The sequence below is a fragment of the Streptomyces sp. NPDC006259 genome (assembly GCF_042870975.1).
In the GTDB taxonomy this organism is placed as follows: Bacteria; Actinomycetota; Actinomycetes; order Streptomycetales; family Streptomycetaceae; genus Streptomyces.
This window is the reverse complement of sequence record NZ_JBIAHY010000003.1, coordinates 365,097-385,934: the sequence shown is the minus strand read 5'-3', so window position 1 is coordinate 385,934 and position 20,838 is coordinate 365,097. Positions and strand designations below refer to the sequence as shown.

Annotated in this window: 18 protein-coding genes; 7 read left to right on the top strand and 11 right to left on the bottom strand. The window is 74.4% G+C overall.

What is annotated here, in order from left to right:
* The first annotated feature begins 22 nt into the window (after positions 1-22).
* The 3 genes from ACFYO5_RS13135 (at position 23) to ACFYO5_RS13125 (ending at position 3,426) form a co-directional block, all read left to right on the top strand.
* Positions 23-841, top strand: coding sequence for an SAM-dependent methyltransferase (locus ACFYO5_RS13135; RefSeq protein WP_388707881.1), 819 nt, complete (start codon positions 23-25; stop codon positions 839-841).
* 306 nt (positions 842-1,147) lie between these two features.
* Positions 1,148-2,998, top strand: coding sequence for a right-handed parallel beta-helix repeat-containing protein (locus tag ACFYO5_RS13130; RefSeq protein ID WP_388707878.1), 1,851 nt, complete (start codon positions 1,148-1,150; stop codon positions 2,996-2,998).
* The gene (locus tag ACFYO5_RS13125; RefSeq protein ID WP_388707874.1) at positions 2,995-3,426 is read left to right on the top strand and encodes a hypothetical protein; all 432 of its coding nucleotides are present in this window, start codon (positions 2,995-2,997) and stop codon (positions 3,424-3,426) included. Before ACFYO5_RS13130 ends, ACFYO5_RS13125 begins: the two co-directional genes overlap by 4 nt.
* Positions 3,427-3,542: 116 nt before the next feature.
* Here ACFYO5_RS13125 and ACFYO5_RS13120 read toward each other — a convergent pair whose 3' ends face one another.
* The 6 genes from ACFYO5_RS13120 to ACFYO5_RS13095 all read right to left on the bottom strand — a co-directional run bounded on the left by ACFYO5_RS13120 (position 3,543) and on the right by ACFYO5_RS13095 (position 10,640).
* Positions 3,543-4,298: a glycerophosphodiester phosphodiesterase family protein gene (locus tag ACFYO5_RS13120; RefSeq protein WP_388707872.1), complete on the bottom strand. Its 756-nt coding sequence runs from the start codon at positions 4,296-4,298 to the stop codon at positions 3,543-3,545.
* An 80-nt stretch (positions 4,299-4,378) separates the two neighbouring features.
* Positions 4,379-4,807, bottom strand: coding sequence for an OsmC family protein (locus ACFYO5_RS13115; protein ID WP_388707869.1), 429 nt, complete (start codon positions 4,805-4,807; stop codon positions 4,379-4,381).
* 65 nt (positions 4,808-4,872) lie between these two features.
* Positions 4,873-6,609, bottom strand: coding sequence for a hypothetical protein (locus ACFYO5_RS13110; RefSeq protein ID WP_388709207.1), 1,737 nt, complete (start codon positions 6,607-6,609; stop codon positions 4,873-4,875).
* 59 nt (positions 6,610-6,668) lie between these two features.
* Positions 6,669-7,730 (bottom strand): ATP-binding protein, encoded by a 1,062-nt coding sequence (locus tag ACFYO5_RS13105; RefSeq protein ID WP_388707866.1) that lies wholly within the window; start codon positions 7,728-7,730, stop codon positions 6,669-6,671.
* 87 nt (positions 7,731-7,817) lie between these two features.
* Positions 7,818-9,908, bottom strand: coding sequence for a phage holin family protein (locus ACFYO5_RS13100; RefSeq protein WP_388707863.1), 2,091 nt, complete (start codon positions 9,906-9,908; stop codon positions 7,818-7,820).
* Positions 9,909-10,238: 330 nt separating this feature from the next.
* The gene (locus ACFYO5_RS13095) at positions 10,239-10,640 is read right to left on the bottom strand and encodes a hypothetical protein (protein ID WP_356561581.1); all 402 of its coding nucleotides are present in this window, start codon (positions 10,638-10,640) and stop codon (positions 10,239-10,241) included.
* 83 nt (positions 10,641-10,723) lie between these two features.
* On the opposite strand from ACFYO5_RS13095, the gene ACFYO5_RS13090 reads away from it, so the two are divergent.
* Positions 10,724-11,497 (top strand): MBL fold metallo-hydrolase, encoded by a 774-nt coding sequence (locus tag ACFYO5_RS13090; RefSeq protein WP_388707860.1) that lies wholly within the window; start codon positions 10,724-10,726, stop codon positions 11,495-11,497.
* A gap of 32 nt (positions 11,498-11,529) precedes the next feature.
* On the top strand, positions 11,530-12,120 hold the full coding sequence (locus ACFYO5_RS13085) for a DedA family protein (RefSeq protein ID WP_388707857.1): 591 nt from the start codon (positions 11,530-11,532) through the stop codon (positions 12,118-12,120).
* Positions 12,121-12,337: 217 nt separating this feature from the next.
* Here the strand turns inward: ACFYO5_RS13085 and ACFYO5_RS13080 are convergent, their stop codons facing one another.
* The 3 genes from ACFYO5_RS13080 to ACFYO5_RS13070 form a co-directional block, all read right to left on the bottom strand.
* Positions 12,338-13,390, bottom strand: a complete 1,053-nt coding sequence (locus ACFYO5_RS13080; protein ID WP_388707854.1) for an MBL fold metallo-hydrolase — start codon at positions 13,388-13,390, stop codon at positions 12,338-12,340.
* Positions 13,387-14,634 carry an aminotransferase class I/II-fold pyridoxal phosphate-dependent enzyme gene (locus ACFYO5_RS13075; protein ID WP_388707850.1) on the bottom strand — a complete coding sequence of 416 codons (1,248 nt, stop codon included), beginning with the start codon at positions 14,632-14,634 and terminating at the stop codon, positions 13,387-13,389. The genes ACFYO5_RS13080 and ACFYO5_RS13075 overlap by 4 nt, the downstream gene beginning before the upstream one ends.
* Positions 14,635-14,842: 208 nt before the next feature.
* Entirely contained in the window at positions 14,843-15,676 is an 834-nt protein-coding gene (locus tag ACFYO5_RS13070; RefSeq protein ID WP_388707847.1) for a hypothetical protein, read from the bottom strand.
* A gap of 276 nt (positions 15,677-15,952) precedes the next feature.
* On the opposite strand from ACFYO5_RS13070, the gene ACFYO5_RS13065 reads away from it, so the two are divergent.
* Both ACFYO5_RS13065 and ACFYO5_RS13060 read left to right on the top strand, forming a co-directional pair.
* Positions 15,953-17,758 (top strand): thiamine pyrophosphate-requiring protein, encoded by a 1,806-nt coding sequence (locus tag ACFYO5_RS13065; RefSeq protein ID WP_356561572.1) that lies wholly within the window; start codon positions 15,953-15,955, stop codon positions 17,756-17,758.
* A gap of 214 nt (positions 17,759-17,972) precedes the next feature.
* Positions 17,973-18,515 (top strand): type 1 glutamine amidotransferase domain-containing protein, encoded by a 543-nt coding sequence (locus ACFYO5_RS13060; protein WP_388707844.1) that lies wholly within the window; start codon positions 17,973-17,975, stop codon positions 18,513-18,515.
* A 46-nt stretch (positions 18,516-18,561) separates the two neighbouring features.
* Here the strand turns inward: ACFYO5_RS13060 and ACFYO5_RS13055 are convergent, their stop codons facing one another.
* A complete protein-coding gene (locus ACFYO5_RS13055; RefSeq protein ID WP_356561569.1) occupies positions 18,562-18,894 on the bottom strand; it encodes a DUF6158 family protein in 333 nt (110 codons plus the stop codon).
* Positions 18,895-19,186: 292 nt separating this feature from the next.
* The gene (locus tag ACFYO5_RS13050) at positions 19,187-20,806 is read right to left on the bottom strand and encodes an ABC-F family ATP-binding cassette domain-containing protein (protein ID WP_388707840.1); all 1,620 of its coding nucleotides are present in this window, start codon (positions 20,804-20,806) and stop codon (positions 19,187-19,189) included.
* Between the last annotated feature and the right edge of the window lie 32 nt (positions 20,807-20,838).

Here is a 20,838-nt window from a genome sequence, read left to right as displayed (position 1 = left end):
CACTCACCAGGAGAGACCGCGCATGACCGGATCCGAGTCCGAGGCCGCCGTCCGCATCGACACCAGCAGGCCGCACCCGGCCCGGGTGTACGACTGGTGGCTGGGCGGCAAGGACAACTACCCCGTGGACGAGGAACTGGCCCGCAGGATCCTCGCCGTGGACGACACGGTGCTGCGCGGGGCGCGCGCCAACCGCCGGTTCATGCAGCGGGCCGTGCGCACCGTCGCCGAGACGGGCGTCCGCCAGTTCTTGGACATCGGCACGGGCATCCCCACCGAGCCCAACCTGCACCAGGTGGCACAGGCCGTCTCCCCCGGGGCGAGGATCGTCTACGCCGACAACGACCCGATCGTGCTGCGGCACGCCCAGGCGCTGCTGCACGGCTCGCCCGAGGGCGCCACCGAGTACGTGCACGCCGACGTCCGGGACGTCGACACGCTGCTGCGCCGGGCGGCCGACTTCCTCGACCTGGACCGGCCGGTGGCGCTGTCACTGGTCGCGCTCACCCACTACCTGGGCGAGGACCCGGCGGGCGACGACGTGTACGGGCTGCTGAAGCGGTACGTGGCCGCGCTCGCGCCCGGCAGTCACCTGATCCTCTCCCAGGTCACCCCCGACCTGAACCCGGAGGCGATCGGGAAGGCCACGAACCACTTCCGGCGCGGCGGCACCCCCTTCCACCCCCGCTCGCTCGCGGAGTTCTCCCGCTTCTTCGAGGGGCTGGAACTGCTCGGTCCGGGGGTGATCCCGGTCTCCGGCTGGCGGCCGGACCCGGAGGACGTGGCCCTCCAGGCGGAGGGCATCGTGCCGGTGTACGCGGGGGTGGCCCGCAAGCACTGAGACTCCCCGGCCCGCTCGGAGGGCCGCTGCCTCTCCGCTGCCTACGCCTCTGCCGCGGCCACCGACACGGGCACGACACGGGCACGGGCACGACACGGGCACGGGCACGGGCACGGCCGGAGTTCACCGGCGTCGCCACACCGTCCGCGTCCGCCCTGATCGCCGTATGCGCCACACTGCCGACCGCATACAGCGGATCGTCTGCACCGGACCGTGTCCCGTGACCCCGCCGGGGCGCCGAGCGCTCCGGTAGCATCGGCGGCTGCGAACGAGAGGGACTTCCGGGGCGCTGCGGGGAAGGCGGGCATGGTCAGGAAGTACGTGGTCGCACCGCACGGCGGTCGTCGTGCGCACCCCGACATCTCGTCGGCGTTGCGGGCCGCCGCCGACCGGCACGGACCGGCGCTGATCGAGATCGAGCCCGGCCACTACGAGGAGTCCCTGACCGTCCGCGGCGAGGTGGAGCTGGCCGGACGGGGCGGACCCGGTTCGGTCGTGGTGAGCCCGTCGCGCGGCACCGCGCTCGACGCCTTCGGCACGGTCCGGGTCCGCGGTCTCCTCCTGGTCGGCCGCGAGACGGACGTCGTCGACTGCCGCGGAGGGACCCTGACGCTGGACCACACGGAGGTGCGGGCGCACGGCGGGGTCTGTGTGCACGCCCGGCGGGGAACGTCGGTGTCGCTGACGGACAGTGTGTTCCGCTCCGGCCGGACCCTGTTCGCCGGTGCCGCCGGATACGTGGTGCGGTGCGCCTTCCACGACGCCGCGGACAACGCGGTCGCGGTGATCGAGGGAGCCCGCGTCTCGGTGCGAGACAGCCGCGTCGAGGGCAGCCGGATCCACGGGGTGCGGGTCAGCGACGCGTGGGCGGAACTCGTCGGGTGCGCGCTGACCGGCACCGAGAAGGCGGCCGTGATGGCGGACACCCGGGCCGAACTGACCATGTCCGACTGCCGGGTGGACTCCGTGCACGCGGAGGCGGTCATGTTCGTGGAGCAGTCCCGCGGCCTCGTGCGGGGCCTGCGCGTCGTCGACGCCGAACACGGGATCGGCGTGGCGAGCGGCGCCGACCCGGTGGTGCGCGACTGCGTGTTCGCCGACTGCCGCGACACCGGCATCAACGTGCAGACGACGGGCCGGGGCACGTTCGAGAACTGCGAGGTCCACCACGCGGGCAGCGTCGCCGTGTTCTCGACCAACGGCGGGGCGCCGCGGGTGACCGGCTGCCGCGTGTCGGGCGGCAACGTCGGTGTCGCCGTCGTCGACAGGGCCAGGGGAGACTTCACGGGCCTCGTCGTCGAGGATTTGACGGGCGTCGCCCTGCGCGTGTTCGACGAGTCCAGGGCCGTGTTCGAGCAGGTCCGGGTCGAGCGCTGCCCGGCGGGCCTGGAGGCGCGGGGCAACGGCGGTACGACGGCCCGGCTCACCGACGCGCGGATCTCCGGCTTCGACCTGGCCGCCGTCGCGGTCACCGGCGAGGCCCGGGTCACCCTCACGCGGGTCGCGGCGGAGCGCGGGGTGCTGGGCTTCGGCGTCGGCGAGGAGGCGTACCTGAGGGTCGACGACTGCACTGTCTCGGCGACGCGCGCCGGCGGGGCCGTGGCGTTCGGCAGGGCGCGGCTCGTCGCCCGCGACCTCACCGTCACCGGATCGGAGGCGTTCGGCCTGTGCGGCACCGAGTCCGCGTACGTCGATGTCGCCGACAGCCGGTTCGACGACTGCGCGGCCGCCGGGGTCGCCTTCGACGAGTCGGGCGGCGGCCGGCTGGTGAACTGCTCCGTGACCGGCACGCGAGGCGTGGGTGTGCGGCACAACGGCCGTGTCGACCTGGTGTCGTTGCAGTCGTCACGGCCGGTGGTGGAACGGGTCCCCGAACCGGCGCCGTCCCCCGCGCAGATCGTCAACCACTACCACGGCCCGGTCTTCAACGCGGCCGTGCACGGGGTGCACCTGGCATGGAACAACGACGAGATCACCCAGCGGATCGTCCGGCAGGTCATCCAGCAGGCCGACCCGCGGGCCGCGCCGGAAGCCACCCCGCGGGCCGGTTCGGAGGCCGTCCCGGAGGCCGTCCCGGAGGTCATCCAGCGGGTCATCCGGAACGACGACCGTGACGACCACGACGACCGTGACGACCAGGACGGAGCCACTCCATGAGCGATCCCACGAGCGACCCGACGAGCGACCCTCGGCAGGTGCACAACTACCACGGCCCGGTGTTCAACGACCCGGTCACCGGCGCCATGTTGGCGTGGAACAACCAGTCCGTCACCCAGAACCAGCAGAACAACACCGCGGTCGCCCCCGGCTTCGAGGCGCTCGCGGCGCTGGTGAGCGACCTGCTGCGGCAGCTGCCCGAGGCCGGTCTCACGGATCGAGACCGCGAGGACGCCGAGGCCGCGGCCCAGGAGGTCCTCGCGGAGATCACCGGCCCCCGGCCGCCCGAGGAGCGCAGACTGCGCCGCGCGGTGAACGGCCTGAAGGGAGCCCTGGCCCCGGTCGCCACCGGCGTCGCGGCAGGCACGGCGATCGGTGCGCAGGAGTGGGCGCAGTCGGTGATCGGGAGCCTGGCCGGGCTGGTGTGAGCCAGGACGGACGATCCTGCCGACTCACCCGGCCGCACCGGCGCGAGCCACGACGGACCACCCTCCCGACTCACCGGCCCGCACCCACCCGAGCCACGACGGACCACCCTCCCGACTCACCGAGCCGGACTGTCCGCCGCAAGGTCGCGGCGGGGCTCGCCGCGCAGTCGCACGGCGTGCCAGGGCCGGTCCGTGACCAGCACGTCCACCCGGGGATCGGCCAGGAAGGTCCGCAGTCCGGGGTCGTCGTTGACCGTCCACACCAGGGTGAACAGGCCCCGCCGGGCCGCCCCGCGCAGTACGGTGGCGCGCGCCAGCCGCCGGTGGACGGCGACGCCGTGCGCCCCGCAGGCCCGCAGTCGCCGGGCCGGGAAGAGTTCGCCGGCGCGGGTCGCGGCCAGCCGCCCCATCGCCACCTCCCGGCGGTCCCGCCCCAGCGACAGGGCGGTGCGCACACCGGGGAAGTCACGGGTGACGGCGGCGACGGAACGGTCCTCCAGCGTCGTGGCGACGAACCCGTCCCGGCCGAGCACCGCCACGGCGAGATCGATCACCTCCCGCTCGTGACCGGTCTCCTTGAGATCCAGATGCCCGATCAGTCTCCCCGCGACCAGCGCCATGACCTCCTCGACGAGGGGCACGGCGGCTCCGGTGCGCGCGCACAGTTCGGCGTAGGTGATCCGGGACAGCGGTGGGCCGTCGCTCCCGGCGCGCGGGTCGTGGTGGACGACGAGGACGCCGTCGGCGGTGCGCCGGATGTCGAACTCGGCGTACTCGGCGCCCGAGGAGAGCGCGTCCTCGTAGGCCGCGAGGGTGGCGGCGGTGCGGTGCTCGCTGCCGCCGCGATGGGCGGAGACGGCGGGTCGGGTCATGCCTCTTCCTCGTGGACGCGCCGGGGCCCCGGGAACCGGCCGGTCGTGCGGGCGGCGCGACCGGCCGGGTGCCCGAAGGCTCAGGCGAGCTTGGCCGACAGGGTGATCGGTACGGCCTTCAGGGCCTGCGAGACCGGGCAGCCGACCTTCGCCTGTTCGGCGGCGGCGACGAACGCGTCCTCGTCGAGGCCCGGCACGGTGCCCTCCACGGTGAGGTGGATGCCCGTGATGCCCTCGCCCGGCTGGAAGGTGACGTCGGCCGACGTGACCAGCCTGGTGGGCGGGGTGCCGGCACCGGCCAGGGCGTGCGAGAACGCCATGGAGAAGCAGCTGGAGTGGGCGGCGGCGATCAGCTCCTCGGGGCTGGTCTTGCCGTTCGCCTCCTGGGTGCGGGCGGCCCACGTCACGGGCTGCTCGTCGATGGCGCCGGAGGAGTCGAAGGTGACGACTCCGTTGCCCTCGATCAGGCTGCCTTCCCAGACGGTGTGTGCGGAGCGCGTGGTGGCCACGGTTGTTCCTTTCGCATGGTTTTCCCGTACGACGGGTTTCCGTGCCCATCCGATCACACTCGCCGTCACCGCACCCGGAAGACCGGCCCCTGAGGGGTGAACGGCAGGTGACGGCCCTGGGGAATGAGGTACGCGTGCTCGCGCCGGACGCGCAGGACGTCGCACCAGCCGTCGGTGATGACGAGGACCGGGGCGCCCCGCGGGAAGTCGTCCGCCCGGAGCAGGAGGTCGATGCCCGGCTGGAGGACGGTGCCGCCGCGGCCGTGCACCCTGACCCGCCCGGCGATCTCGGTGACCGGCAGGTAGCCCGCGTCGTGCGGGGCCGCGTCGCAGAACACAACGCGGGCGGCCGGTACGTCCCGGGCCTCGGCGTAGGAGGCGATGGCGCCGAGCGCCTTGCCGAGGAGGGTGCGGTCCATCGAACCGGAGGTGTCCAGGACGACGCCGAAGGTGCAGCGGGCGATCTCCTCGGGCGGGAAGTACCGGCCCGCGCGCGGGATGCCGGGCGTCGAGGCCTGACGGCGCGACGGCCTGGCGTACGTCCGCACCGGCTCGGGGCGGGGCACGAACTCGTCGAACCAGCGGGCCAGCAGCGCGTCCCAGGGCAGGGGTGGGTGGCTGAGCGCGCGGATCTCGTCGACGAGGCCGCCGGGCAGGTAGCCGCGTTCCTGGCGCTCGTGCAGGTCGAGGCCGTGCGCGAGGCCGCGCCGGTAGAAGCCGTCGAGATCGACATGGTCGCGGGGCGGGCCGAGCGGGGCGCCGAGCACGTCGCCGACGCCCTTGCCGCGCAGGGTGGACAGGCGGCGCATCCGGCGCAGGTCGCCGGCGATCCGGTCGTAGACCTCCTCGGCGGACAGGCCGGCCAGCTCCCGGTCGTACAAGAGTCCTTCGGGCATGGTGCCCACCCGCATCTCGCGCAGCCAGCCGTTGATGACGTAGTCGCAGGCCACGTTGAAGAGGTAGGGGTCGCGGGTGCCGCAGCGGTCGCCGTGGCGCAGGGCGGCGTGCAGCAGCTCGTGGGCGAGGACGAACCGCCATTCCTCGTCCTCCAGCGTCCGCAGGGGGTTGACGTACACCTCGCCCGCCTCGGCGTTGACGGCGGCGACGGAGATGCCGTGGGCGCGGGCGATCTCCGCGTCGGCGACGAGCCTGATGCCGGCCGCGACGCCGCCCAGCAGCGGGTACGAGGAGATGAACCAGCTCAGCGCCTTCTCCCAGGGGCGTCGGCCCGGCGGCTCGCCGTCGAAACCGTCGCGGCGGCCGCCCGCCACGTCCATCGCGGTGGACACGGTGCGGGTGAGGGCGGTCGCGAACGCCAGCTGACGGTCGGGCGGCTGGGCGAAACGCCAGGCGTCCCACGGCAGCAACAGCTGGTCGGGTTCGGCGCCCGCCGTTCCGCAGTGCTCGTAGGCGGCCGGGAGGCCGGTGCGCCGCCAGCGGTCGGCGAGCTGCTCCTCGTCGCCGTCGGGATACGTGGGCGGCAGGTCGTCCGGGGCGGCGCCGACGGGGAACGTCAGCAGGAAGCGGTTGACGACCGTGCAGCGGGCGGCCAGTTCGTACCGGTCGGGCTGGATCCGCTCGCCCTTGTCCGCCGGGAGGTGCCCGAAGCCGAGGTGGAGGGCGGCGTGGGCGAGCGACCACGCCCACCGGGCGGGCTCCGCGACCCGGTCGGGGCGGGCGTGGACCCTGCCGTCGGAGTCGACCCGCAGGAGACCGGTCCGGGGTGCGAGGTCGCAGTCCTCGTGCCGGCAGGCGTCGAAGTCGACGGCGGCCAGCGCCGGGTTGGCGCGCAGCAGCCGCATGCCCTCGGCGAACGCCTCACCGGCGAGGTCGCGCTTCTTGCGGCCGCCGCGGCCGCGGGTCACCGGCGCGCCTCCACCAGGCGGGGCATGTCCCGGGCCGCCTCGATCAGGAACCAGGCGGGCAGCACGGGGTTGCCGTCGGCGTCCGGGGTGATGACGCTCTGGGCGACCTCGACGGAGATCTCGGCGAGCTGCACGAGCAGCGACTTGGCGCGGTAGGCGGTCTGCCGGCCGTTCGCCGACATGTGCTCCTTGTCGGCGGGCAGTTCCTTCACCAGGCGGCCGCGGAACGACTCGGCGAGGTAGTAGAGCAGGTCGCGGTCCTGCGGGCGGTGCGGCCAGGGGGCGTCGCCCTTGATGACGGCCTCGATGCCGTACCGGCTGCGGACGATCTTGACGTAGCCGCAGAAGGCCGTGGCGTGCGCGGGGGTCAGTGTGCCGTGCGCCAGGACCCGCAGGGTGTCCTCGTCGAGGTCCGGGCCGAAGGAGTGCAGCGCGTCGGAGAGCATGTGCCAGGAGCGGGGTGTGGAGAACGGCTCCTCGGTCTTCGGCGGCTTGGACCACAGGTGGTCGGGCCGGTCGGTGAGATGGTCCAGGACCCACGGATGGATGCCGTTGCCCGCCGCCCAGACGAGCCAGTCCGCGGCGGACGCCTCCAGGTGGACGTGGGTGAGGCGGTTCACCAGTGCGGAGGCGATCGGGCGGGCGAGGGCGTTGTCGGTGGCACGGTTGCCGGCGCCGATGACGATGGACCCCTTGGGCAGGTCGTAGCTCCCGATACGGCGGTCGAGGATCAGCGAGTAGAACGCCTTCTGCACGTCCGGGGTGGCGGCGTTCAGTTCGTCGAGGAACAGGCAGTACGGCTCGGAGCGGGCGATCGCCTCCGGCGGGCAGAACACCGAGCGCCCGTCCCGGATCTGCGGCACGCCGATCAGGTCCTCGGGCGCGAGCTGGGTACCCAGCAGGCTCACGCACTCGAGGCCCAGGGACTCGGCGAAGTCGCGCACCAGGGAGGACTTTCCGATGCCGGGCGCGCCCCAGAGGAACACGGGGCGCACGGTGGCGAGGCCGAGCAGCAGCTCCGGGATGCGGGAGGGCGTGACGGTGACGGCTGCCTGCACGCAGCGACTCCTCGGGGTCCGAACGGGTGCGCGGTCGCGCGATTCACGAACAGTGTGTGCGTACGGACCTGTCGTCGCAGCCGGTTTTCAGGCCGCCCGCTCCTGCCGCGCCGTCTCCAGCGGCACCTGGGGCCCGTCCGACTCGCGCAGCCAGCGGCGCAGGACGCGGTGGATCTGCTCGGCGCCGGTCAGGTCCTCGCCGTCCTCGGCCGGTGCCGACAGGGCGAGGGGCGACAGCAGGAAGGGTTTCGACTGGGCGCCGCCGAGGCCGCCGTGCGAGCCGATCTGCTCCTCGAAGGCGAGGACCTCGCCGTCGGCGGGGTCGTGGAAGGAGTTCACCATGATGTCGGCGGTGTGCGGGAAGGTGTGGGTGCGGCGCACGGCCTGGGCCGCACCGGGACCGAACCCGGCCAGCGGGCCGGGCTCCTCGTCGAGCCGGTCGAGGGGGATCTCCGCGCCGTGGGCGCCCAGCACGACCCCGCCGTGCTCCTCGCTGCGGACCAGGAGGAAGCCGATGCCGGGGTGGTTGGCGAGCGTGGGGAGCAGCGCGGGGTGGCGGGCGTCGATCTCCTCCTTGCTCATCCGGTGGGGCACGTCCGGGAAGGAGACCAGACCGAGGTTGCCGGAGGCGAGCACGATCGGCTCCGAGCGGCGGGCCGGGCGGTGCTGTTCGTCCCCCTCCTCTACGGGTCTGCGCAGCGCCGCCCGGACGGTCGCACGGGCCTCGGCGCCGCTGTGGGTGCGCCGCGCCCGGCGCGGTACGGGCAGCCCGCAGCCGGCTCGGACCAGGTCGCCGAGGGAGAGGCCGTAGCGGGCGCGGAAGGTCTCGCCGGGGCTCTGCCCGTGGTCGGACAGGACGACGATGCGGTACGGCCGCGGGGCGTGGTCGGCGACGTTCTCGATGAGCGCCAGGGACCGGTCGAGGCGGGCGAGGACCTGCTCGGTGTCGCGGCCGAGCGGCCCGGAGTGGTGCGCCACCTCGTCGTAGGCGACCAGGTCGGCGTAGACGGCGCTGCGGCCGGCCAGCATGTCGCCCATCACCGCGGCGACGACGACGTCCCGCTCGACGACGGTCGCGAAGGCGCGGATGAACGGGTACAGGCCGCCGCGTGCCACGCGCGGACGCTGTCTGCGCAGCCGGGCGCGGGTGGACTGGCCGATCTCCCGGCCGGCCTCCGCCACGAAGGACAGGGCGGTGCGGACGGCGTTGGCCGGGTCGGAGAAGTAGGCGAAGTAGCCGGCCCGCGAGCGGGTCGCGCGGCTGCGGCGGCGGGTGGCGATGGACAGCACGAGGGCCTGTTCGTCGGCGCCGCCGCCGAAGAGGTTGCCCCGGCTGGCGCCGTCGGCGGAGAGCAGCCCGCCGTCGGCGGTGCGTTCCACGGCCCGGCGCTGGAGTTCGGCGGCGCTGGTCGGACGGTTGCAGACCATCACCTCCCGGCTGTCCTTCTCGTACCAGCGGAACGCGGGCACGTCGAAGTTGCTGCCGTGCAGGATGCCGAGCTGGCTGGCCCCGGTCTGGCTGGACCAGTCGGTGCGCCACGGGGTGAGCCGGTGGGTGGGGCGGGCCGTCGCCCGCGGTCCGGCGCCCAGCCACTTGGCGACGGTGGGCATCAGCCCCTTCCCGACGGCCGCGGCCAGCACGTCGTGGCCGACCCCGTCGAGCTGGAGGAAGACGGTGCCGTGGGTGGCGGGGCAGGGCGGTCCGCTTCCGCGGCGGCGGTCGGCGAGACGGTAGAGGCGGCGGCGGTAGGCGTCGTCGTCCCGCACGGCCAGGGCGCCGCCGGTCGCGGAGGCGACGGCGGACATCACGGCGGCGACGATGACGGCGGTCTCGGGGGCGGCCTCGCTCTGCCCCGAGGGGTTCAGGCGCAGGGCCAGGAGAAGGAGGGAGCCGTTGAGGAAGAACACCAGCAGGCCGAGGACGAGCGCCGGCACGAGCAGCAGCAGCCGGACGAGGAGCGGCCAGGCGAGCGCCGACAGCACGCCGAAGACACCGGCCCCGGCGGCGGCGGTGACGGCGATGGTGGTGGCGCTGTCGCCGTCGGGCGACTGGAGCCGGAAGTCCGGCAGGATGCCGGCGAGCACCAGCATCGTGACCGTGGACACGGCCCACACCGTGACGCTCCGCCCGGCCTGACTGACGGCCCGCCGCCAACGCCCCTCGCCCACGCCCCGCACACCTCACGTCCCGGCCCGTCGTCGGAGCGGACCTCCGCGCACCACCCTGTCACACGGACGGCGGAGGCCACCGGACCGGGAGCGCTTCGGCACCGCACCGAAGAGGCGGTGCCGGCAACGCCCGGACGGCGCGGAACCACAGGGGCGCACGGCTACCGGACTGCGGGGACGTACGGTGCCGGGACTGCGGCCCGTGCGGCTGCGCCGGTGGGCATGTCCGCGCGCGGCGCGTGGGCACGATCGGGCAAGACGCCGTCGCGGAGAGGCGTCCCCGCCGGAAGGCACCGCGTCCTCGCGGGCGCGAATCCGCGGACGCGGCCCGCCGAGCGGTCAACGCCCGTCGTACCCGGCCGTCGGCATCGACAGTCTCCGGTGCACATGTGCCTTCATCTGCGCGTCATAGGCGGGTTCGGCGACTCCCACCGTCTCGACCCGCACCCCCCGCCGCGCGCACTCCTCGGCGAACTCCTCGACGGACGACAGGGCGCTCTCCAGCACCCGTCGGCTGGGCGCGACGAAGAGGTCGACACCGGGCCTGACGCCGTCCCACAGCACGCAGTGGTCCGGCCGCAGACCGCGCACCAGCAGTTCGCGGCTGACGACGTACCCCCGTTCCGCGGCCCACCGCGCGCACATCGCGTGCTGGCTGCGGGAGTCCACCAGAAAGGGATCGGCGTCCAGTTCCTCCAGCGGCGTCAGACTCGCGATCGCCGTGACCCTGACCGGTCCCATGGCGCCCCCTCACCTCCGGGTTTCGCCGCCGACCCTACTCCTGCCCGTAGGCTTCGGGGGAGTCGCGCGAAGGGGGTAAAGAGGTGCCGGTGGAGATCACCTGGTGGGGTCACGCCACCTGCACGATCACGGATTCGGACGTCCGTGTGCTCACCGATCCCCTGTTCGCCCGCCGGTTGGCGCATCTGCGGCGGCGTCGGGGGGCGCTGCCCCCGCCGGACGCCCGGCGCGCGGACGTGGCGCTCGTGTCGCATCTGCACTCCGATCACCTGCACCTTCCCTCGCTGGCGCGTCTCGCGCCGGGCACACGCCTGCTGGTGCCCCGTGGCGCGCCGCGCGCCGTCCCGGGGCTGCGGCGCCTCACCCATCTGCGGCTGACCGAGGTGGCGCCGGGTGACGAGACGACCGTCGGCGACCTGCGCGTACGGACCGTGCCCGCGCGGCACGACGGGCGGCGGCTGCCGGTCGGCCGGCACCGCTCCCCCGCGCTCGGGTACGTGGTGGAGGGCGAGGCACGGACGTACTTCGCCGGGGACACCGGCCTGTTCGAGTCGATGGCCGACGAGGTCGGCCGGGTCGATGTGGCGCTGCTGCCGGTGGGCGGCTGGGGACCCTACCTCGGGGAGGGCCACCTGGACGCGGGACGGGCCGCGGAGGCGCTGGCCCTGCTGGGGCCGCGCAGCGCGGTGCCGGTGCACTACGGCACGTACTGGCCGATCGGGATGGACGCCGTGCGCCCTCATGAGTTCCACGCGCCCGGCGATGAGTTCGCGCGCCTGGCGGCGGAGCGCGCGCCGGATGTGGTGGTGCACCGGCTCGGCCACGGGGAGAGCGTGCGCCCCGAGGTCGCGCGATGACGCCGCCGGCCACCCTCCCGGCGGTCATACCCATGGAGTCCACGCAACAGGCGCTCGGCTACCCGTCGTTGTTCCTGCTGGTGCTGATCGGCGCGCTGGTGCCGGTGGTGCCGACGGGGGCGCTGGTGAGTTCGGCGGCCGTGGTCGCCTTCCACCAGACGGCGCCCTTCGCGCTGGCCCTGGTGTTCGTAACGGCGTCGCTGGCCGCGTTCTGCGGGGACGCGGCGCTGTACTGGCTGGGCCGGCGCGGGATGCGGTCGAGGAACGGCTCGCGCTGGCTGGCGGCGCTCCGGTCGCGGGCGCCGGAGGAACGGCTCGCGCAGGCCCAGGAGAAGCTCGCCGACCACGGTACGGCCGTGCTGGTGCTGTCCCGGCTGGTGCCCGCGGGCCGCATCCCGGTGATGCTGGCGTGCCTGATGGCCGAGTGGCCGCTGCGCCGGTTCGCGCGGGGCAACCTGCCGGCCTGTCTGGCCTGGGCGGTGACCTATCAGGTGATCGGCATCCTCGGAGGTTCGCTGTTCCCGGAGCCGTGGCAGGGCGTCGTAGCGGCGGTGGTGCTGACGCTGGCCGTCAGCGTGGTGCCGGGTCTGTGGCGAAGACTGCGCGAACGGCCGGCCGGGTGAGAGTCGCGGAACGGCGGGACGCGGGCCGCGGGTCTCAGGGTGTACGTCTCGGGCCGTACGTCTCCGGCCGCAGTTCCCAGGCCGTACGTCTCGGGCCGCGAGTCTCGAACGGCGTGCGGTTCCGCGTCCCCTGAGGTACGCCGCTTCCCCGCTCCCGACGCGCACCGCCCCGAGCCGCGCGCCCGGCGGGCCACGCGCTTCTCTCCCCGGCACCCCCTCACAGCACCCGCGAACCCCCCACCGGCAGGTCCCACAGGTCCTCGCGGGCCAGGCCGGCCTTGGCCCAGGCGGCCCTCACCCGGGTGAGGGGTTCGAGGACGGGTTCGGCGGAGAGGACGAAGGTGCCCCAGTGCATGGGGGCCATCCGGCGCGCCCCCACCTCGCGTGCCGCCCGTACCGCCTCCTCCGGGTCGCAGTGGACGTCGCTGAGCCACCAGCGGGGGTCGTAGGCGCCGATGGGCAGCAGCGCGAGGTCGATTCCGGGGTAGCGCTGTCCGATGCGGGAGAACCAGTGGCCGTACCCCGTGTCGCCCGCGAAGTAGACGCGCTGTCCGTCGCGGTCGGTGAGCACCCAGCCTCCCCACAGGGTGCGGCAGGTGTCGGTGAGGCTGCGCTTGGACCAGTGGTGGGACGGTACGAAGTCGAAGCGGACGCCGGAGAGTTCGGCCGCCTCCCACCAGTCCAGCTCGGTGACGCGGGTGAACCGGCGGCGCCGGAACCAGCGTCCGAGTCCGGCCGGCACGAACACCGGGGTGTCGCGCGGCAGTCGGCGCAGGGTGGGGGCGTCGAGGTGGTCGTAGTGGTTGTGGCTGATGACGACGGCGTCGACGGGCGGCAGGGCCTCCCAGGGGACGCCGACGGGGGTGATGCGCGCCGGGGTGCCGATGATGCGGCGCGACCAGACGGGGTCGGTCAGGACGGTCAGGCCGCCGATCCGCACCACCCAACTGGCGTGCCCCGCCCAGGTGACGGCGACGGTGCGGGTGTCGACGCGGGGCAGCGGGGCGGGCTCGAAGGGCAGCCGCGGGATGTCGGCGAGACCTTCCCGGCCGGGCCGTACGGCACCCTCGCGGGCGAAGCGGGCGAGGGCCTTGAGGCCGGGCAGCGGGGCGGTCAGCCGGTCGTGGAAGGAGCGCGGCCACACCCGGTGTTCGTCCAGCGGGCGGGGTTCGGCGAGCGGCGGGACGGGAGAGGTCACGGGGGAATCGACCGGCGGGGCGTCGGTGTCCCGCACGGGCATGGGGGTGGTCGACTCGGACTGCTGCGTCATCGAGGAGGCTCCCGTCGCTGAGCGTCGTCACGGAGATCGTCGAGGTTCGACCTCAGGTGGTCCAACGCGCGTTGCACGTGTGGCAGTTCCAGTGGTGTGGGCGACATGAGGCATGCGGTGCGCTGCGCGTCCGTTCCGCCGAGCAGCATGCCCGTGGAGAGCCGGACGCGCAGCGCCCCGAGGTCGTCGCCGAAGCGGTGGCCGCCCGGCGCGGGCATGCCGAGCCGGGCGGTGAGGAGATCCTCCAGGTCCTGTGCGTCGCCGACGCCCCGCGCCGTCAGCTCCTCCCGCAGCGGCCCGAGGTCCACGTACAGGTGACGGCCGGCGCGCGGCGGCAGGGCGAGGGCGCCGGCGGCGACCACGGCGGTGTGCGCGGCGGCGGCCACGCGCGCGTGCAGGCGTGCGGCGGCCTCCACCCGCGCGGTGACGGGCTCGGGCTCGGTCAGGGCGAAGGCGGCGGCCGCGGCCACGGGGGCGGCCACGCGCGCGTCGAGCGCGGTGAGGACGTCGAGCACGCGCGCGTGGAGATCGGCCCCGGCGGCGGTGGCGGGGAGGCGGGCGACGGCCGCGGGCCAGCCGGTGGGCAGCAGGGCGCCGGCGAGGTCGCTGACCACGGTGACCCGGTCGGGGAGCATCTCGGCGGGGCCGACCGGGACGCTCTCGTGCGGGGCGTGCAGGGTGTCGCGCCAGGTCTCGTCGCTGATCAGGTGCAGGCCCGCGCCCGCGGCGGCCTCCACGGCCTCGTGCAGCACCTCGGGCGGGGCGACGGTGGCGGTGGGGTCGTCGGCGACGGACAGCACCAGCAGCCGAGGGTCGCCGCCCTCGGCGCGGACCCGGCGCACGGTCTCCAGGAGGGCGTAGGGGTCGGGGACGCCGCCGCACTCGGCGGGCGTGGGCACATGGAAGACGGGCCGTCCCAGCAGGCGGGCGTACGGCGCCCACCAGGCCGCGCAGGGCCTCGGCACCAGGACGTCGCCGCCGAGGGCGGCGGTCAGCGCGACCAGCAGGGCGGGGGCGCCGGGCCCGGCCGCGACCCGGTCCGCCCCGGTGGGGGTGCCGCGGCGTTCCCAGTAGCCGCAGGCGGCGTCCAGGAGGGCCCGGCCGCCGCCGACGGGTTCGCCGTCGGCGCGTTCGGCGGCCGCGGCGAGGACGGCGGCGAGTTCGGGCAGCACGGGCAGGCCGTCCGCGGGCAGCGCCGGCCCGTAGCGGACGGGGCCGTGCCCTTCCGGTTCCGTGCCCCGCATGCCGTCCTCCGCGCCGTCGGTGCCTGCTGCCCTGTGCTGCCGCCGGCCGCCGGGCCCGCCGTGCGGTGGCGGGACTTCGTCCCCGTGCCGGGTGGTGCGCGACGGGCGTCCGGGGCCGGGCGGGCCCTCGGGGTGTCGGGTACCCGGACATGGTCGCCCCATGGCCGTGGCCCGGGGTAGCGCCGATCACAGCGCGGGCCGGGCGGGGTCAGGCGCCCGCCGTGCGGTTCCGGCGGCACAGGCGGTGGGCGGCGGCGCCGAGCGCGCCGGCGATCAGCAGTCCGCCGGCGACCAGGGCGGGGACGGAGTCGGTGAAGGTGCCGCCGGAGCCGGCACGCACGCCGTGCTCGACGGCCGCGCCGGGGCAGGCGGTGCCGTGCGGCGCGATGCCCTGCGGCGCGATGCCCTGCGGCGCGTAGTCGCGGGACGGGGGGCAGGGCTGCGGTGCGGGGTGGGTGGGGCAGGAGGCGCCGTGGCCGGGGGTGGTGTGGCCGGGGGTGGTGTGTTCGGACGCGCACGGCTGGGGCGTGGAGCAGGCCGTGGTGTGCGCGGGTGCGCAGGGCGGGATGGTCGGTCCCGTGCCGCCGCCGCTCGCGCCGCCGCCCGCGCCGCCCGCGCGGGGGACGTCGTAGGTGGCGCTCCACATGCCGCCCTGGCCGCCGGGCGGTGCCGGGCAGGTGCCGTCGACGGTCCACGCGGTGTCGGCGTCGGCCACGTCGGCCGCGTCGGCCGGTTCGTCGAGGTCCGCGGCCGGGGCGATACGGGCGGTGCCGCGATAGGCGGGGCCGGTCAGCTCGTCGCCGCCGGGCTCCAGCGTGAGCTTGACGCTGCCCTCCTCGAAGGCGTCCGAGGCGGCGTCGATGGTCTGGGGGGCGGGCGCGCCGAGGGGGTCGCAGGTCACGGTGACGGTGACGCTGCCTCCGGGAGCGGCCGTGGCCGGGCTGATCTCCACCGCCGGGTCCGCGAACGCGGCCGGGGCGGCGCCGGTCAGCACGGCACCGGCCAGGGCGGCGACGGACAGGACACGGGCGGTGCGGCGCATGGCACGGCTCCTTCGGCCGACGGCTGTGAGGCACATCTCCGTGCCCCACAGCCATCACAGCCCGCCCCGCCCGCCACCGCCCGCGGCCACGGTCCATTGGCGGGACGGCCGCACCCGATCGGGTGACGCGGGCGCGTGGGGCGCCGAAGTGACGGTGCCGCGCCTGCCCCCCGCCCTTGTCCGCGCCCGCCCGGCCAGGTTTTCCGGCGGTCTTCGGGGTCACTCGGGACAGGCCTGGCGGTGCCGCGCCGCCCCATGCCCAGGGAGGACCCTTCCATGACGACCAAGGTCTCCGACCACGTCCTGCGCCGGCTGCGCGAATGGGGTGTGGAGCAGGTCTTCGGCTATCCCGGCGACGGCATCAACGGGCTTCTCGCGGCGTGGGGCCGGGCCGACGACCAACCGCGTTTCGTGCAGTCCCGGCACGAGGAGATGTCGGCGTTCCAGGCGGTCGGCTACGCCAAGTTCAGCGGTCGGCTCGGTGTGTGCGCGGCGACCTCGGGTCCGGGCGCCATCCACCTCCTCAACGGCCTGTACGACGCGAAGCTGGACCATGTGCCGGTCCTGGCGATCGTCGGCCAGACGCACCGCACCGCGATGGGCGGGTCGTACCAGCAGGAGGTCGACCTGCACAGCCTCTTCAAGGACGTCGCCTCGGAGTTCGTGGAGACGGTCACGGTCCCCGAGCAGCTGCCGAACGTGCTGGACCGGGCGATCCGCACCGCGTACGGCCGCCGCTGCCCGACCGCGGTGATCATCCCCGGGGACGTGCAGGAGCTGGACTACTCGCCGCCCACCCACGCGTTCAAGATGGTCCCCTCGAGCCTGGACCGCAGCGAGTGGACGACCGTTCCGTCGGAGGAGTCGCTGCGGCGGGCGGCGGAGATCCTCGACTCCGGCGACAAGGTGGCGATCCTGGTCGGCCAGGGCGCGGCGCGGGCCCGCGCGGAGGTGGAGCGGATCGCCGAACTCCTCGGCGCCGGTGTGGCGAAGGCGCTGCTCGGCAAGGACGTCCTCAGCGACGAACTCCCGTACGTCACCGGCTCGATCGGCCTGCTCGGCACCCGGCCGTCGTACGAGCTGATGCGCGACTGCGACACCCTGCTGACGATCGGTTCCTCGTTCCCCTACTCGCAGTTCCTGCCGGAGTTCGGCCAGGCGCGGGGCGTGCAGATCGACCTCGATCCGCACATGGTCGGGATGCGCTATCCGTACGAGGTGAACCTGGTCGGTGACGCGCGCGAGACCCTGCGGCGGCTGATCCCGATGCTGACGTCCGAGGGCACGCGGGGCCGCGAGTGGTTCGACACGGTGTGCGACAACGTCCGGCACTGGCAGGACGTGCTGGAGCGGCGGGCGCGGGTGTCGGCCGATCCGATCAACCCCGAGTACGTGGCGCGGGCCCTGGACCCGCTGCTGCCGGACGACGCGATCGTCACCTCCGACTCGGGTTCGGTGGCGAACTGGTACGCGCGCCATCTGACGATGCGCGGTGACATGCGCGGCTCGCTCTCCGGCACGCTGGCGACGATGGGCTGCGGGGTGCCGTACGCGATCGGTGCGAAGTTCGCCCATCCGGACCGGCCGGTGGTCGCGCTGGTCGGGGACGGGGCGATGCAGATGAACGGGCTGGCGGAGCTGATCACGGCGGCGAAGTACCAGGACCGCTGGCCGGACCGGCGGCTGGTGGTCGCCGTGTGGAACAACCGGGACCTCAACCAGGTGACGTGGGAGCTGCGGGCCATGGGCGGCGCCCCGTCGTTCCTGCCGTCGCAGGAGCTGCCGGACGTGCAGTACGCGGCGTTCGCCCGCAGCCTCGGTCTGACGGGGGTGCGGGTGGAGAAGCCGGAGGACGTGGCGGCGGGCTGGCGTACGGCGCTGGAGGCGGACGGGCCGGCGGTCGTGGAGTTCCTCACCGACCCGGCGGTGCCGCCGGTCCCGCCGCACGCGACCTGGGAGCAGATGGAGGCGACGGCCGCCTCGATCCTGCGGGGCGACGCGGACGGGGGCTCGGTGCTGAGGCAGGGGTTCAAGGCGAAGGTGCAGGAGTTCCTGCCGGGGCCGGGGCCGGAGCGGGAGTGACCCGCGGTCACGACGTCGGCGGCCGGTTCCTCGTGTCGGCCCCGGTCCCCCGGGTACGCGGTGGACCGGATCCCGAGGATCCGAAGGAGACGTGCGGCGAGGCGGCGGCCGGGCGGGGTCGTTCCCGCCGGCCCGCGGGAGCCGGCCGACACGCTGATCATCCGACCACAAGCGACATCCGAGCGAGATCATCAGGAAAGGACGTGGAACGATCATGCGCATCGCGTTTCTGACGGCCCCCGAGGGCGTCGAGCAGGTGGAGCTGACCGATCCCTGGCAGGCGGCGAAGGACGCGGGCCACGAACCCGTGCTGGTGTCGACCGCGCCGGGTGAGATCCAGGCCTTCGACCACCTCGACAAGGCGGACACCTTCCCGGTCGACGAGGTGACCGGCGAGGCCTCGGCGGACTCCTTCGGCGGGCTGGTCCTGCCGGGCGGGGTCGCGAACCCGGACTTCCTGCGCACCGACGAGCAGGCGGTGGCGTTCGTCAAGGCGTTCTTCGATCAGGGCCTGCCGGTCGCCGCGATCTGCCACGCCCCGTGGACGCTGATCGAGGCGGACGTCGTGCGCGACCGGGTGCTGACCTCGTGGCCGAGCCTGCGGACGGACCTCGAGAACGCGGGCGGCACCTGGGTCGACGAGCAGGTCAAGGTCTGCGACCACGGGCCCAACAAGCTGGTGACCAGCCGCAAGCCGGACGATCTGAAGGCGTTCTGCGAGACGTACCTGGACGTGTTCGGCCGGGAAGCCGCCTGAGCGGCTCCCCGGCAGCGGGCCGTCGACGGAGCGGCTCCGGCAGGGCTCAGGCCCGGCCGGGGCCGTTCGCCGTGCCCGGGCCCCACTTGCCGACCGGGGTGTCCGGGCGGTCCGTGCCCTCGGCGGATCCGGTGCGTTCCCTGGCTCCGTCGCGGGTGCGGCCCGGCGAGACCAGGCGGCGCGGGTTGCGGCGCAGGTACTCGCCCTCCAGCTGGGCCATCCGGTCGTTGTGGGCGCGCAGGGCGTCGTTCGAGCCGTGCAGGAGGGTGTCGTGGCGGGTGCGGTGGATCGTCTCCAGCTCCTTCATGAGCTGCTGGTCGTCCAGCCGGTCGGGGTCGACTCCGGTCATCGTGGTGCCCCACTCGTCGTGTTCGTCCATGGGGCCCGAGTACCCCCGGTGGAGCACAGGCATCCGGCCGGCGTCCGGGAGGACCCGGGGAACTCTCCGCACCAGGAGACTCTCCGACCCAGGGAACTATCCGGCCCCTATCCGTCGCACCGGCTCTCCGGCCCGGCGCCTGCGGCCGCGCCGGCACCCCGGCACGCACTCCCGGCCGACCGGGGGCACACTCGGGCCGCCCGACCGGGAGCACGCCGGCGGGAAGCCGCTCACGGGCGGCCGACGGCGCCCCGAGCCATCCCGCCGGACACGGCCGACGGAGGGGCCGGCGCTACCGGGCGCGCTCCACGCGGCGCTCGTCCCACACCGGCTCCGGGGTCTCCCGGACCCGGCCGTCGCTGCCGAACACCAGGTAGCGGTCGAAGGAGCGGGCGAACCAGCGGTCGTGGGTGACGGCGAGGACCGTGCCGTCGAAGGCCTCCAGCCCTTCCTGGAGGGCTTCAGCGGACTCCAGGTCGAGGTTGTCGGTCGGCTCGTCGAGGAGCAGGGCCGTGACGCCCTCCAGCTCCAGCAGCAGGATCTGGAAGCGGGCCTGCTGGCCGCCGGAGAGCCGTTCGAAGGCCTGCTCGGCCTGCTGGGTCAGCTCGTACCGGCGTAGCCGGGACATGGCGGCGCCCCGGTCCTGGGAGTGCTCCTGCCACAGGATGTCCAGGAGTGTGCGGCCCAGCAGCTCGGGGTGGGCGTGGGTCTGCGCGAAGTGGCCCGCCACCACCCGCGCGCCCAGTTTCCACTCCCCCGTGTGCGCCACGGTGTCGCCGGCCAGCAGGCGCAGGAAGTGCGACTTGCCCGAGCCGTTGGAGCCGAGGACGGCGACCCGTTCGCCGTAGAAGACCTCCAGGTCGAAGGGTTTCATCAGGCCGGTCAGTTCCAGGCCCTTGCAGGTGACGGCCCGCACGCCGGTGCGGCCGCCCTTGAGGCGCATGGTGATGTCCTGCTCGCGCGGCGGCTCGGGCGGCGGGCCGGCCTCCTCGAACTTGCGCAGGCGGGTCTGGGCCGCCTGGTAGCGGGACGCCAGCTCATGGCTGATGGAGGCGGCCTGCCGGAGGTTCAGGACGAGCTTCTTCAGCTGGGCGTGCTTCTCGTCCCAGCGGCGGCGCAGCTCCTCGAAGCGGGCGAAGCGTTCGCGCCGGGCCTCGTGGTAGGTGGCGAAGCCGCCGCCGTGCACCCAGGCGTCGGCGCCGGCCGGTCCCGGCTCCACGGAGACGATCTTCTCGGCGGCGCGGGAGAGGAGTTCGCGGTCGTGGGAGACGAACAGGACCGTCTTGCGGGTCTCCTTGAGCCGCTCCTCCAGCCACCGCTTGCCGGGCACGTCGAGGTAGTTGTCCGGCTCGTCGAGCAGGAGCACCTCGTCGGTGCCGCGCAGCAGCGCCTCCAGCACCAGCCGCTTCTGCTCGCCGCCGGACAGGGTGCGCACCTGACGGAACTGGGCCTTGTCGTAGGGCACGCCGAGGGCCGCCGTGGTGCACATGTCCCACAGCGTCTCGGCCTCGTACCCGTGCGCCTCCGCCCAGTCGGAGAGGGCCTGCGCGTACTGCATCTGCGCGGCCTCGTCGTCGACGGTCATGATCGCGTGCTCGGCCTTGTCGACGGCCCTGGCGACCTCCTGGATGCGCGGCGAGGACACCGACACGAGCAGGTCGCGCACGGTCGTCTCGTCCCGTACGGAGCCCACGAACTGGCGCATCACGCCGAGCCCGCCGCTGACGGTGACGGTGCCGCCGTGGGGTTTCAGCTCGCCGGAGATCAGCCGCAGCAGGGTCGTCTTGCCCGCGCCGTTGGGTCCGACCAGGGCCACGACGGCCCCTTCGCCCACCCGGAAGGACACGTCGCCGAGCAACGTTCTCCCGTCGGGGAGGTAGTACTCGAGGTGCGCGGCTTCCAGGTGTCCCATGAGGGTGCATTCTGCGGGCCGCCCGCCGGATG

What these genes read in the sequence shown, in the direction of transcription:
- ACFYO5_RS13135 (WP_388707881.1), top strand. Translation starts at nt 23, where the DNA reads ATGACCGGATCCGAGTCCGAGGCCGCCGTCCGCATCGACACCAGCAGG.
- ACFYO5_RS13130 (WP_388707878.1), top strand. Translation starts at nt 1,148, where the DNA reads ATGGTCAGGAAGTACGTGGTCGCACCGCACGGCGGTCGTCGTGCGCAC.
- ACFYO5_RS13125 (WP_388707874.1), top strand. Translation starts at nt 2,995, where the DNA reads ATGAGCGATCCCACGAGCGACCCGACGAGCGACCCTCGGCAGGTGCAC.
- ACFYO5_RS13120 (WP_388707872.1), bottom strand. Translation starts at nt 4,298, where the DNA reads ATGACCCGACCCGCCGTCTCCGCCCATCGCGGCGGCAGCGAGCACCGC.
- ACFYO5_RS13110 (WP_388709207.1), bottom strand. Translation starts at nt 6,609, where the DNA reads ATGCGGCTGCTGCGCGCCAACCCGGCGCTGGCCGCCGTCGACTTCGAC.
- ACFYO5_RS13095 (WP_356561581.1), bottom strand. Translation starts at nt 10,640, where the DNA reads ATGGGACCGGTCAGGGTCACGGCGATCGCGAGTCTGACGCCGCTGGAG.
- ACFYO5_RS13085 (WP_388707857.1), top strand. Translation starts at nt 11,530, where the DNA reads ATGGAGTCCACGCAACAGGCGCTCGGCTACCCGTCGTTGTTCCTGCTG.
- ACFYO5_RS13080 (WP_388707854.1), bottom strand. Translation starts at nt 13,390, where the DNA reads ATGACGCAGCAGTCCGAGTCGACCACCCCCATGCCCGTGCGGGACACC.
- ACFYO5_RS13075 (WP_388707850.1), bottom strand. Translation starts at nt 14,634, where the DNA reads ATGCGGGGCACGGAACCGGAAGGGCACGGCCCCGTCCGCTACGGGCCG.
- ACFYO5_RS13070 (WP_388707847.1), bottom strand. Translation starts at nt 15,676, where the DNA reads ATGCGCCGCACCGCCCGTGTCCTGTCCGTCGCCGCCCTGGCCGGTGCC.
- ACFYO5_RS13065 (WP_356561572.1), top strand. Translation starts at nt 15,953, where the DNA reads ATGACGACCAAGGTCTCCGACCACGTCCTGCGCCGGCTGCGCGAATGG.
- ACFYO5_RS13060 (WP_388707844.1), top strand. Translation starts at nt 17,973, where the DNA reads ATGCGCATCGCGTTTCTGACGGCCCCCGAGGGCGTCGAGCAGGTGGAG.
- ACFYO5_RS13055 (WP_356561569.1), bottom strand. Translation starts at nt 18,894, where the DNA reads ATGGACGAACACGACGAGTGGGGCACCACGATGACCGGAGTCGACCCC.
- ACFYO5_RS13050 (WP_388707840.1), bottom strand. Translation starts at nt 20,806, where the DNA reads ATGGGACACCTGGAAGCCGCGCACCTCGAGTACTACCTCCCCGACGGG.